This window comes from Neopusillimonas aromaticivorans, assembly GCF_030344915.1.
Classification (GTDB): Bacteria; Pseudomonadota; Gammaproteobacteria; order Burkholderiales; family Burkholderiaceae_B; genus Neopusillimonas; species Neopusillimonas aromaticivorans.
Genome location: NZ_CP128233.1, coordinates 2,231,585 through 2,244,362 on the forward strand (window position 1 = coordinate 2,231,585; position 12,778 = coordinate 2,244,362).

The window sequence follows — 12,778 nt, forward strand, 5'->3', positions numbered from 1 at the left end:
ACTAAAATGCCGGAGTTCCGGTTCATGCTATCGCGACAAGGCTCAAAATTAGGGCTTTTATTCGGGCTTGTCAAGCATTATAATGCATGTGCGCCAATCCTTAGGGTAAATCTGGGTGAACAATAAAACATTAGGTCAACCGCTTTTGGTCAACGACGAAACAGGCAGCCATGATCGCGATCCCTACCTCATTGCGTTGGGCGAGCGGGTGCGTCGTTTGCGTGCCATCCGTGGCCTGACGCGCAAAGAACTGGCGCGTGCTGCCAGTGTGTCCGAACGCCATCTGGCCAATCTTGAGCGTGGGCTGGGTAATGTCTCCATTCTGGTGCTGTTGCAGATTGCCAATGCCTTCAATTGCGCTTTGGCTGAACTGGTGGGCGATGTCTCCACGTCCAGCCCCGAGTGGCTGTTGATTCGCGAATTGCTGCAAGGCCGCTCCGAACCCGATCTGCAGCGTGCCCGCGAGGCTTTGGCCGACTTGTTTTCAGGGCAGGTTGCCGGCAGCAGCCGTAACCGTGCCCGTCAGGTAGCGATGGTAGGGTTGCGTGGCGCGGGCAAGTCAACGCTGGGGCGCATGCTGGCGGCCGATATCGGTTACCCGTTCATCGAACTGAGTGATGAAATCGAGCGTGTGGCGGGGTGCCGGATTCTCGAAATCTACAGCCTGTACGGCCCCACCGCGTATCGGCGCTACGAAAAGCGTGCGCTTGAAGAAGCTTTGCAGTTGTATCCCGAAATGGTTCTGGCAACGCCTGGCGGCATTGTTTCAGAGCCCTCTACATTGAATGTTCTGCTGTCGCATTGCTATACCGTGTGGGTCAAGGCCACTCCGGAAGACCACATGGCCCGGGTCATGGCGCAGGGTGATTTTCGCCCCATGGCGGGCAACAACGAAGCCATGCTCGACCTCAAACGCATTCTTGCCGGTCGTGAGGCCTTTTACTCCAAGGCCGATTACACCTGTATGACCAGTCAGGTGGGTTTGACGGACGCGTTTGAACGTTTGCGTGCCCACATCCGGGAAGTCGCGGGGCTTTCGCTGGTTTGACCCGCAGTATTTTTCCAAACATGCATTTTTTTGCATGTGTTTTGTTGACGTCATCAAAGAGTTGCATTATGATGCACAAAAATTCATCAGATGCACTATTATTCAGCTTTACACAGAGGAGACTAATCCATGACTCAAGCCGCATCCCGCGTAGATTTTCGCACCGACCCCAGTCAGTACAAGCACTGGGATTTGAGTTTTGACGGTGAAGTTGCCACCCTGGCAATGGACGTCAATGAAGATGCAGGCCTGCGTCCTGGTTACAAGCTCAAGCTGAACTCGTATGACCTGGGGGTGGATATCGAGTTGCACGACGCCCTTCAGCGTATCCGCTTCGAGCATCCTGAAGTTCGCACGGTTGTCCTGACCAGCAATAAAGACCGCATTTTCTGCTCGGGCGCCAATATTTTCATGCTGGGTCTCTCCTCTCACGCCTGGAAAGTCAACTTCTGTAAATTCACCAACGAAACCCGTAACGGCATCGAAGACTCCAGCCGTCACAGCGGTCTCAAGTTCATTGCTGCCGTCAACGGTGCGTGTGCCGGCGGTGGCTACGAAGTGGCACTGGCCTGCGATGAAATCCTTCTGATCGATGACCGTTCGTCGGCTGTTTCATTGCCCGAGGTGCCCTTGCTGGGCGTGTTGCCTGGTACCGGTGGTCTGACCCGTGTTACTGACAAGCGCAAGGTCCGTCATGACCGTGCCGACATCTTCTGCACTCTGGTAGAGGGTGTGCGTGGCGAACGTGCCAAAGAATGGCGCCTGGTTGACGACGTCATCAAGCCCAACCTGTTCGCGGAAGGCGTTAAAAAGCGTGCGGCTGAACTGGCGGCGACCAGCAACCGCCCTGTCGGTGCCAAAGGGGTTGCCCTGACACCCGTTCAGCGCGAAGACAGTGCCGATGCCCTGACCTATAAATTTGTGCAGGTCACCATCGACCGCAACCAGCGTATCGCTACCCTGGTTGTCAAGGCGCCTGATGCCGATGTGCCGACTGATATCGCTGCCATCGAAGCCCAGGGCGCTGCATGGTGGCCTCTGCAAATGGCACGTGAGCTCGACGACGCCATCCTGCAATTGCGCTCCAACGAGCTCGATATCGGCACCTGGGTCCTCAAGACCGAGGGTGATGCAGGCCGTGTTCTGGCCGCAGATGCAACGCTGCAAAAATTTGCAGACAATTGGTTCGTTCGTGAAACCACCGGTATGCTGCGTCGCACGCTGGCCCGCCTGGATGTGACCTCGCGCTCGCTGTTTGCCCTGATCGAACCGGGTTCATGTTTCGCCGGCACGCTGCTTGAGCTGGCATTGGCCGCTGACCGCACCTATATGCTTGACGATCCTGAAACCGACACGCCGGCACAGATCGTTGCAAATGAACTGAACTTTGGTACGTACCCCATGGTCAGTGCCCAGTCCCGCCTCGAACGCCGCTTCTACGAAGAAGCACCTGCACTGGACGCGGTTCGTGCCGTCATCGGCCAGACGCTGTCGCCTGCCGAAGCCGAGAAACTGGGCCTGATTACGTTTGCCCTTGATGATCTTGATTGGGCTGATGAAATCCGTATCGCGCTTGAAGAGCGTGTCGCCCTGTCGCCTGATTCGCTGACAGGTCTGGAAGCCAATTTGCGCTTTGGCGTGAAAGAAACGATGGAAACCCGTGTGTTTGGTCGCTTGTCGGCCTGGCAGAACTGGATCTTCTATCGGCCGAATGCTTCGGGTGAAAAAGGTGCCCTCAAGCTTTACGGCAAAGGTGAGAAACCCAGCTTTGACTGGAATCGTGTGTAAGTCTACGACGATAAAATCTACAGGAGTCAACAAGATGGCCGGTATCAATTACTCAGAAAAGATCCCCAATAATGTCAACCTGTCCAGCGACCGCACATTGCAGCGCGCGCTTGAGCACTGGCAGCCCAACTACCTGAAGTGGTGGGCCGACATGGGTCCTGAATCGTCGCAGAACATGGACGTTTACCTGCGTACTGCAGTCAGCGTCGATCCGAGCGGCTGGGCCCACTTTGAACACGTCAAGATGCCCGATTACCGTTGGGGCATTTTCCTGACGCCGCCCGAGCAAGACCGCAAGATTCACTTTGGCGAGCACATGGGCGAAGCCGCATGGCAAGATGCGCCGGGCGAATACCGTGCGAACCTGCGCCGCATTATCGTGACCCAGGGCGACACCGAGCCCGCATCGGTCGAGCAGCAGCGTCACCTGGGCCTGACCGCGCCTTCGCAGTACGACCTGCGCAACCTGTTCCAGGTCAACGTTGAAGAAGGGCGTCACCTGTGGGCCATGGTTTATCTGTTGCACCGCTACTTCGGGCGTGATGGCCGTGAAGAGGCCGATGCACTGTTGCAGCGCAATTCGGGCAGCGAGGAAAGCCCCCGTATTCTGGGTGCCTTCAATGAAAAAACGCCCGACTGGCTGGCGTTCTACATGTTCACGTATTTCACTGACCGTGACGGCAAGTTCCAGCTCTGTGCCTTGGCTGAATCGGCTTTCGATCCGCTGGCGCGTACGACGAAGTTCATGCTGACCGAAGAAGCACACCACATGTTCGTGGGTGAGTCGGGTGTCTCGCGTGTTCTGCAGCGTACGGCACAGGTCATGAACGAGCTCAAGACCGACGACCCCGCCGCAATCCGCCGTGCCGGTGTCATCGATCTGCCGACCATCCAGCGCTATCTGAACTTCCACTTCAGCGTCACGATCGACCTGTTCGGTGCCGACCAGTCGTCCAATGCCGCTACGTTCTACACAACCGGTCTGAAAGGCCGCTTCGAAGAAGGTAAACGCACAGACGACCACATCCTCAAGAACGACACTTACCGCGTTCTGGAAGTCAAGGACGGCAAGTTGAACGAAGTCGAAGTGCCTATGCTCAACGCACTGAACGAAGTTCTGCGTGACGACTATATCCGTGACTCGATGGCCGGTGTCCAGCGTTGGAACAAGGTTCTGGAAAAAGCGGGCATTGACTTCCGCCTTACCGTTCCGCACAAAGCGTTCAACCGCAAGATCGGCACCCTGTCGGGGATCCGTGTCTCGCCGGACGGTACCGTGCTGACCGAAGAACAATGGAAAGCCAACGTTGACAACTGGCTGCCCACTCCGGAAGACCGTGCATTCGTGGCTTCCCTGATGGGTCGTGTGGTAGAGCCCGGCAAGTTTGCCAACTGGATTTCGCCTCCGGTCATGGGCATCAACCGTCAGCCCGTTGACTTCGACTACGTTCGTTTCAACTAATCCGTTTTACTGACTCGTAGTACCCTGTAATCGGGCGCGTGCTCTGGCATTCGCCCGATTATCGATTTAGCATACCCGTTTGTATAAAAGTCGCATGTGTCGGCCTTACGCCGCAGTGCGTCCGCCAAGGAGACTCTTGATGACAGCAGCGTCGGCCGTTACCGTTAAAAAGCAGCACCTGATCGACCCTGAAATCTGTATTCGTTGCAATACGTGTGAAGAAAGTTGCCCGATTGATGCGATCACACATGATGTCAACAACTATGTGGTTGATGACAGCATTTGCAATGACTGTATGGCTTGTGTGCCGCCCTGTCCGACGGGTGCCATCGACAACTGGATTCAGGTGCTCAGCACCAATACCTATTCCGTAGAAGAGCAGTTCACCTGGAATGAATTGCCCGAGCCACAGGAAGTCCCCGAGGGTGTAGCTCAAGACATGTCCGAGCCGGTGGAAGTGGTTCCCGCCGAAGCCTTGTCGGCGGATGAGGCCGCGCTGACGAATGTCGCCAATACGCCGTTTACTGCCGCAGGCGCCAGTATTCCGCCTTGGTCGGCAGCCCACCCGTATGTCAACTGGTATACCCACAAGAATCCGGTCAGCGCCACCGTGGTGGGTAATTACCGCGTTACCGACAGCGATACCGAAAGCGACATTCATCATATCGTGCTTGATTTTGGCGACAACCCCATGCCAGTCCTCGAGGGGCAGTCAATTGCGATCTTCCCGCCCGGCAACGATGCCAACGGGCGGGCGCACCATGCACGCCAGTACTCCATCGCCAGCCCGCGTGACGGCGAACGTCCCGGTTATAACAACCTGTCCATTACCGTGAAGCGTGTTCGTGCCGGTCACGACAGCAACCCGGTTGATGGCGTGTGTTCAAACTACCTGTGCGATTTGCAGAAAAATGACGTCGTCAAGGTCATTGGTCCGTTCGGCAGCAGTTTCCTGATGCCAAACCAGCCCGATGCCAACATCGTGATGATTTGTACCGGCACCGGTGCAGCCCCCATGCGTGCCATGACCGAACGCTGTCGTCGCCTGACCAAAGAGAATAAGTTCAATGGCACCTTGATGCTGTTCTTCGGTGCCCGCACTGAACGTGAACTGCCGTACTTTGGTCCGTTGATGAACCTGCCCAAAGACTTTATCGATGTGAACCTGGCGTTGTCGCGTTCAGCCGACAAGCCCAAGAAATACGTGCAGGACCTCATTCGCGAACGCGCGCACGATGTGATGAATCTGTTGAAAGACAGTAAAACCTGCGTCTATGTGTGTGGTTTGAAAGGGATGGAAGAGGGTGTGCTGTCGGCCCTGAAAGACATCGTTACCGAAAGTGGCCGCAACTGGGAAGACATGCACGCAGAACTTAAAGCCAAAGGTCGGCTACACTTCGAGACTTACTAATCTTGATCACTTTCTTGAAACAGGTCGTGTGATATGAAATTCAGTGAGTTTCAGGTTGGGCAGGTCTTGCACCACCCTCCTGTTGTGGTAACCGAAGCCGAGATGATCGACTTTGCCCAAAAGTTCGATCCCCAGTGGTTTCATACTGATCCCGAGGCGGCCCGGAAGGGGCGTTGGGGCGGTATCATCGGCAGTGGCTGGCTAACCTGCAGTCTGGCCATGCGCATGGCTGTCGATGCCGTATTGCACGATTCAGAAAGCTTTGCGTCGCCGGGTGTCGATAAGGTGCGCTGGATGTTGCCAACGCGTCCTGGAGATGCCTTGCGTCTTGAAATGCACGTTGATTCGGTGCGTGTGTCGTCCACGCGCAGCGATCTGGGCATTTTGCGCTGGACCTGGAGCATGTTCAACCAGAACAACGAGCAGGTTCTTGAGGTTGAGGCCACCAGCCTTTTTGATCTGGGTACGTCAGCGGCTTCCTGAAACCCCGATACATAGCTGGCCAAAACAAAGACCCCGCCAACGTAGTGTTGGCGGGGTCTTTGTTTTGGTGCCATTGCGACAAGCAATGGCACCGCTTCATGTTTGCAACACATGACCGGGTAGCAGCCGGGCGTTGTTTACGTTTTACAACAGCACCCGATTTGCGCCGGCCGGGGGCCGATCAGAAGAACGCTTGCAGACCGGTTTGGGCACGACCCAGGATGAGGGCGTGAACGTCGTGTGTACCTTCGTAGGTGTTGACGACCTCCAGGTTGACCAGGTGACGGGCAACGCCGAATTCATCAGAGATACCGTTGCCACCCAGCATGTCGCGGGCCATGCGGGCGATGTCGAGCGACTTGCCGCATGAATTGCGTTTCATGATCGAGGTGATTTCGACAGCAGCCGTGCCTTCATCTTTCATGCGGCCCAAACGCAGGCAGCCTTGCAGGGCCAGCGTGATTTCGGTTTGCATGTCAGCCAGTTTTTTCTGGATGAGCTGGTTCTGGGCCAGAGGGCGACCAAACTGTTTGCGGTCGAGGGTGTACTGACGGGCGGTGTGCCAGCAGAACTCTGCCGCACCCAAGGCACCCCAGGCAATACCATAGCGTGCCGAGTTCAGGCAGGTGAACGGGCCACGAAGACCGGATACGCCGGGCATCATCTGTTCGTCGCTGACCTCGACTTCGTCCATGACGATTTCGCCGGTGATGGAAGCACGCAGGCCGACTTTGCCGTGGATAGCCGGTGCCGACAGGCCTTTCATGCCTTTTTCAAGAATGAAGCCGCGGATCTTGCCGTCGAAGTCACCGCCAACGCACTTGGCCCAGACGACGAAAACGTCGGCGATGGGCGAGTTGGTGATCCACATTTTTGCGCCTGACAGCTTGTAGCCGTTAGCCGTTTTGACAGCACGTGTTTCCATGCCGCCGGGGTCGGAACCGTGGTTGGGTTCGGTCAGGCCGAAACAGCCAATCCATTCGCCGCTGGCCAGCTTGGGCAGGTATTTCTGCTTTTGCGCTTCGCTGCCGAATTCGTTGATGGGAACCATGACCAAGGACGATTGCACGCTCATCATCGAACGGTAGCCTGAGTCGACACGCTCAACTTCGCGAGCGATCAGGCCGTAGCAGACGTAGTTCAGGCCCGAGCCACCGTATTCGGTGGGGATGGTGGGGCCGAGCAGACCCAGTTCACCCATTTCGCGGAAAATGGCCGCGTCGGTTTTTTCGTGACGGAAGGCTTCCAGGACGCGGGGCGCCAGCTTGTCTTGTGCGTAAGCGTAGGCCGCATCGCGGACCATGCGCTCTTCTTCGGTGAGTTGCGAATCCAGCAACAGGGGATCTTCCCAATTGAATGAAGGGGCCGATGACATAGGGTGTGCTCCGAGTCGAAAGTTTAGGTTTAAAGTATTCTTGCCGAAAAAATAGCCGTTGACAAGAACAATACGGCGAATACCGACAGGTTATGTGAGTTATAGGCACATTGCAATTGATAAAATTGCACATTGTCGTGACAATTGCGCACGTTGAACGGGGCAATCAGGTTAACGATACTGAATTGCCGGCAAAAGGGGAAGTCATGCGAAAAGGGGTGCCGAATCTCGGGGCGTTGCAGGCGTTTGAGGCCACCGCCCGTCTGGGCTCATTCTCGCGGGCGGCCGAAGAGCTGTCGCTGACGCACAGTGCCGTGTTCCGGCAGGTCAGTGGTCTGGAAGAGCGTCTGGGCGTGGCCTTGTTTACACGCGTGCGGCGACGCATTGTATTGACGGATGCAGGGGCTGAATATGCAGGCCGGGTGCGGCATCATCTTGAACAGCTGGAAAAAGACACCTTTGGTGTCATGTCGCGTGCGGCGCTTGGGCATAGCCTGCATATTGCAGTGTTGCCCACGCTGGCCACCACCTGGCTGATTCCCCGCTTGCCGTTGCTGCAGGCGCGTCACCCTGACATCGCGGTGAGTCTGTCGGTGCGGACATTGCCGTTCCAGTTTGCCGATCACCCGTTTGATGCGGCAATCTATCACGCCGAGCAGCCTTGGCCGGGTACCCAGGGCATACGGTTGTTCGATGAAGAGGCGATGCTGCCGGTGTGTGCGCCTCGCCTCTATGACGCGGCGCGCGCAACACCGGAAGGGCTGTCATCCCTGACCCATCTGCACGTGATGTCGCGGCCTCATGCGTGGCGTGACTGGTATCGTACCCAAGGGCTGGACTGGCATCCCTCCATCGGGGCGGGGCCGCGCTACGAATTGTTTACGATGGTGCTGGCGGCCGTACATGCCGGGCTTGGCGTGGGGTTGATTCCGCGGTTTTGGCGCGCGAGGCGCTGGCGGCGGGCGATCTGGTCGTGCCTTTTGACGGGGCATTGCCGATGCGACAGTCTTACTATTTCAGTTATCCGGTGCAGCATGTGCCCAATGACGCGCTCAAGGTCTTTGAGGCCTGGCTGGATGAGGTGGTGGCGACCCAGTCGACGGTGCCGTGGTTACCAGACATGGGAAATTGAACGATGACACTTCCAATGGCGCCCCAATGCTGTCGCCCGAAAAGGAGAGTTGAATGAAAAGGGAGGATTCCGGTTTGGGGTGCAGTGTCACTCTGGGTTCAATGGGCCGAACCCGGTCACGTCCGGTACGCCGTGCCCGGTGTGCAGGCCTTGCACTGGCCTTTCTTCTGAACGTACTGCCGACGTTCTCGCGCGCTGATCCGCCACCGGATCCGGAGGCGGCTGTCTCAACGACTCGTCACACCCTGGCTGAAGCCACGCAATTCATGGTGTCGGCAGCCAATCCATTGGCCACCCGGGTGGGGGTCGGCATTCTGGAGAAGGGCGGTAACGCGGTTGATGCCGCCATTGCCGTGCAACTGGTCCTGGGTTTGGTCGAGCCCCAGTCATCGGGGATCGGTGGTGGTGGTTTCATGCTGGTGTACGACCAGGCTGAGCAGCGTCTGACCAGTTTTGATGCACGTGAAACCGCGCCCATGGCCGCGCATTATCGCCAATTCATTCACCAGGGTAAGGCGTTGTCCTGGCCAGAGGCGGTGAATAGCGGGCTGTCTGTCGGTGTACCCGGGTTGCTGCGCGGGCTGGCCGAGATGCACAAAACCCATGGCCGTCTGCCCTGGGCGGTGTTGTTTGAACCCGCGATTTCAATGGCCGAGCAAGGGTTCGAGGTGTCACCGCGGCTGCACGGTCTTTTGACCCGCAGCAGCGGGCTAAAGGCCAGTGCGTCGGCAGGTGCTTATTTCTATCGTGATGGTCAGGCCCTGCCGGTGGGGTATCGTTTGATCAATCCGGAACTGGGCCGGGTATACCGCCAGGTGGCACAGCACGGGGTTGATGTGTTTTATACCGGGGAGATTGCCCGTGCCATTGTTGATGCGGTCGGTGCGCACGACCGCCCCGGGCATCTGTCGCTGGATGACATGGCCTCGTATCGGGTGGTTCGCCGCGAGGCCGTCTGTACGGGGTATCGGGTGTATACCTTGTGTGGCAGCGGGCCACCCAGTTCCGGCCCGATTGCCGTGATGCAGATACTGGGCATGCTGGCGCATACGCCGGTTCTTGACCATGCCCCCGATTCAGCCCAGTGCTGTGCATTACTTTGCCGAAGCCGGCAAGCTGGCGTATGCCGATCGTGATGTGTACGTGGCCGATCCTGATTTTGCCGATGTGCCCGTCAAGGCCTTGCTCGACCCGGGCTACCTTGCGCAACGGGCGGCGGCGATTTCGCCCGAGCGCGCCATGAAAAAGGGTTTGCCGGGTTCGCCGCCAGGAATCGACCCGGCCGACTTTGGCCTGGACGAGTCGGCCGAGTTGCCTTCCACCACGCATATTTCTGTGGTCGACGCGCAGGGCAACGCGGTGTCCATGACGACGTCGGTCGAGTCGGCGTTTGGTAACAAGATGCTGGTCAGGGGTTTTTGCTGAATAACCAGCTGACTGATTTTTCGCTGGCGGGTGTGGATGCGCAAGGCCGTCCTTTGTTGAACCGGGTCGAGCCCGGCAAACGGCCTCGCAGCGCCATGGCACCCATGATGGTATTTCGTGACGGGCAGGTGCACATGCTGATCGGGGCACCGGGTGGTACGGCGATCATCAATTACGTGGCCAAGACGTTGCTCGGGGTACTCGGGTACGGCCTGGATATCCAGCGGGCCATTGATTTGCCGAACCGGGGCAGTCGCAACTACGGTACTGAAATCGAGGAAGGTACGAAGCTGACCGAGGTTGTTGCCGCGTTGAAGGGTAAAGGGCACGATGTGGAAATCAGGCCTTTGCCCAGCGGCTTGCATGGCATTGTTCGCACCGGAACCGGTTGGCAGGGTGGCGCAGACCCTCGTCGCGAAGGTCTGGCATTGGGGCGTTGACCCAGGCAGGGCCTCCGGCTCGGGTGGGTCTGGACTCTGGCAGGCCCTTGGCCCGGTAAGTCTTATCCCCGGCGGAGCTTAACGGAAAACGATAGTACGGTTGCCGTTGAGCAAGATGCGGTGCTCGACATGGCTACGCACGGCGCGCGCCAGTACCAGCGACTCCACGTCACTTCCTACTTGTGTCAGCTGTTGCGCGCTCATGGCGTGATCAACGCGCTCGATATCTTGCTCGATGATCGGGCCTTCATCGAGGTCTGACGTCACGTAGTGCGCTGTGGCACCAATGATCTTGACCCCGCGGGCGTGGGCCTGATGGTAGGGGCGGGCGCCTTTGAAGCTGGGCAGGAAGCTGTGGTGAATATTGATGGCGCGCCCCGACAACGCCTTGCACATTTCACCCGACAAGATTTGCATGTACCGTGCGAGCACGACCAGATCAATTTTTTCGGCATCAACCAGGTCCAGGATTTTCTGTTCCTGGTCGCGTTTGGTTTCCGGTGTAACAGGCAGGTGATGGAACGGCAGACCGTAGGCGGCCGCCATGCCGGCATGGTCATTGTGGTTTGATACAACCCCTACCACTTCCACATTGAGTTGGCCGCTATGGGTACGGAACAGCAGGTCATTCAGGCAGTGGCCTTGTTTGCTGGCCAGAATCAGCAACCGTGACTTGCGCTGGGCATCATGGAAGTTGGCCTGCATTTCGAATTTTTCGGCCACGCCGGCGAAACGCTCTTGCAAAGCGTCGACTGCATAGTATTGCGGTAATTTGAAGTGAACCCGCAAGAAGAAGCGGTCGGTTTCGGTATCGCCAAATTGCTGAGCATCGATAATGTTGCCATGGATATCGAGCAGCCAGCCAGTGACGGCATGCACGATACCGATACGGTCAGGGCAGGACAGGGTCAGAATGTAATCGTTCATTGTGTTGTTACAGGTTACAGGGTGTCAGGGGGCCAGGCGTTGCAAGGTCCACTGGTTGTGCGGCTGTCGCTCGAAGCACAGGCGGTCGTGCAGGCGTGAGGGCCGGCCTTGCCAGAACTCGACGCGTACCGGGGTCAGGCGATAGCCGCCCCAGTGCGCCGGGCGTTCGGGGCCTGGCCCAGACGGGTGGTGAATTCTTCAACGCGCTGGTCCAGATCGGCACGTGTGATGGGCCGGCTTTGCGGCGAGGCCCAGGCGCCAATACGTGATTCTAGCGGACGGCTGTGGTAGTACTCGTCGGACTCAGCCGCAGGCACTTTGCTGACCCGACCTTCAAACCGTACCTGGCGCTCAAGTTCCGGCCAGAAAAACAGCAGCGCGGCGTTGGGCTGGTCAGCCAGCTGGCGGCCTTTGTCGGAGTCATAATTCGTGAAAAATACCGGCCCTTGCTGGTCAAAACCCTTGAGCAGCACGATGCGCGCCGAGGGTTGGCCGTTGGCCACGGTGGCCAGGGTCATGGCGTTGGGCTCGTTGACCTGGGCTTTCAGGGCCTCATCGAACCACAGCATGAATTGGTCGAACGGGTTGTCGGCGACGGAGTTTTCAAGCAGTACACCTTTTCGGTACTGCTGGCGGATATCAGCGATGGACATGGTTTCAGGTTGGGTTGCGATCAGGCGTTTGGGCGCTGTTCAGGTGGCGGACCAGCTCATCAAGCTTGTGGTCGTGGATACCCGCACCCTTGAGGGCGCGGTCGGTTTCAATAACGTACTCAATACATGGCCCGTACGACCCGCAGGCATGGCGGACAATATCGACCAGTTGCGGGGTTTGCAGGCCACGCACATAGCCGTCTTTGGTTTTGTCCATGGTAAACACCAGTGCCCCGACAGGGCCCTGATGGGTGTGGCAGTTCAGGTGTCTGGGCACATAGGCACCGCTGGACATTTCGCGTTTCCAGAGTTCATCAAGCACGTCGGGCACATGCTTGCCGGCAACACGATACACCATGCCCCGGCATGAGCCGCCGTTGTCCAGCCCGAACACCAGGCCGGGTTGTTCGGGTGTGCCGCGATTGATGCGTGACCACAGGCACAGCGAACGATGATAACCGCGCACCAGCGCCAGGCGGCGTTCAACGTAGTCGAACTCGGGCCGCCAGACCAGTGAGCCGTAGCCAAAAACCCAAAGGTCATGGCCTTTTTCCCAATGCCTCATGTAGTCGAGCATGGAGGCGCGGCGCTCGTCGTCAGTCAGGCGCCGGAATGCGTGCGGGCTGGGTATGTT

The 12,778-nt window shown here is 57.8% G+C and carries 8 protein-coding genes and 3 pseudogenes; 7 read left to right on the forward strand and 4 right to left on the reverse strand.

The window, feature by feature from the left end; genetic code table 11:
* Nucleotides 1-145: 145 nt before the first annotated feature.
* From N7E01_RS12340 to N7E01_RS12360, 5 genes are all read left to right on the forward strand, one after another.
* Nucleotides 146-1,048 carry a helix-turn-helix transcriptional regulator gene (locus tag N7E01_RS12340; protein WP_289173085.1) on the forward strand — a complete coding sequence of 301 codons (903 nt, stop codon included), beginning with the start codon at nt 146-148 and terminating at the stop codon, nt 1,046-1,048.
* Between the two features lie 129 nt (nt 1,049-1,177).
* On the forward strand, nt 1,178-2,836 hold the full coding sequence (gene boxC, locus N7E01_RS12345; protein ID WP_289173086.1) for a 2,3-epoxybenzoyl-CoA dihydrolase: 1,659 nt from the start codon (nt 1,178-1,180) through the stop codon (nt 2,834-2,836).
* A 34-nt stretch (nt 2,837-2,870) separates the two neighbouring features.
* Nucleotides 2,871-4,298 (forward strand): benzoyl-CoA 2,3-epoxidase subunit BoxB, encoded by a 1,428-nt coding sequence (gene boxB, locus N7E01_RS12350; RefSeq protein ID WP_289173087.1) that lies wholly within the window; start codon nt 2,871-2,873, stop codon nt 4,296-4,298.
* 139 nt (nt 4,299-4,437) lie between these two features.
* Nucleotides 4,438-5,709 carry a benzoyl-CoA 2,3-epoxidase subunit BoxA gene (boxA, locus tag N7E01_RS12355; RefSeq protein ID WP_289173088.1) on the forward strand — a complete coding sequence of 424 codons (1,272 nt, stop codon included), beginning with the start codon at nt 4,438-4,440 and terminating at the stop codon, nt 5,707-5,709.
* A gap of 33 nt (nt 5,710-5,742) precedes the next feature.
* Nucleotides 5,743-6,192, forward strand: a complete 450-nt coding sequence (locus N7E01_RS12360) for a MaoC family dehydratase (protein WP_289173089.1) — start codon at nt 5,743-5,745, stop codon at nt 6,190-6,192.
* Nucleotides 6,193-6,373: 181 nt separating this feature from the next.
* Here N7E01_RS12360 and N7E01_RS12365 read toward each other — a convergent pair whose 3' ends face one another.
* On the reverse strand, nt 6,374-7,567 hold the full coding sequence (locus N7E01_RS12365; protein WP_289173090.1) for an acyl-CoA dehydrogenase: 1,194 nt from the start codon (nt 7,565-7,567) through the stop codon (nt 6,374-6,376).
* A gap of 206 nt (nt 7,568-7,773) precedes the next feature.
* Between N7E01_RS12365 and N7E01_RS12370 the strand changes: the two are divergent.
* Together N7E01_RS12370 and ggt are read left to right on the forward strand one after the other, a co-directional pair.
* Nucleotides 7,774-8,699: pseudogene (locus N7E01_RS12370) on the forward strand (LysR substrate-binding domain-containing protein).
* 101 nt (nt 8,700-8,800) lie between these two features.
* Nucleotides 8,801-10,564: pseudogene (gene ggt, locus N7E01_RS19490) on the forward strand (gamma-glutamyltransferase).
* A gap of 78 nt (nt 10,565-10,642) precedes the next feature.
* Here the strand turns inward: ggt and purU are convergent.
* The 3 genes and pseudogenes from purU to N7E01_RS12395 form a co-directional block, all read right to left on the reverse strand.
* Complete coding sequence (purU, locus tag N7E01_RS12385; RefSeq protein ID WP_289173092.1) at nt 10,643-11,491, reverse strand: formyltetrahydrofolate deformylase; 849 nt, start codon at nt 11,489-11,491, stop codon at nt 10,643-10,645.
* 24 nt (nt 11,492-11,515) lie between these two features.
* Nucleotides 11,516-12,144 (reverse strand): annotated as a pseudogene (gene pdxH / locus N7E01_RS12390) (pyridoxamine 5'-phosphate oxidase).
* Nucleotides 12,145-12,148: 4 nt separating this feature from the next.
* Nucleotides 12,149-12,721: a gamma-glutamylcyclotransferase gene (locus N7E01_RS12395; protein WP_289175808.1), complete on the reverse strand. Its 573-nt coding sequence runs from the start codon at nt 12,719-12,721 to the stop codon at nt 12,149-12,151.
* Nucleotides 12,722-12,778 lie beyond the last annotated feature (57 nt).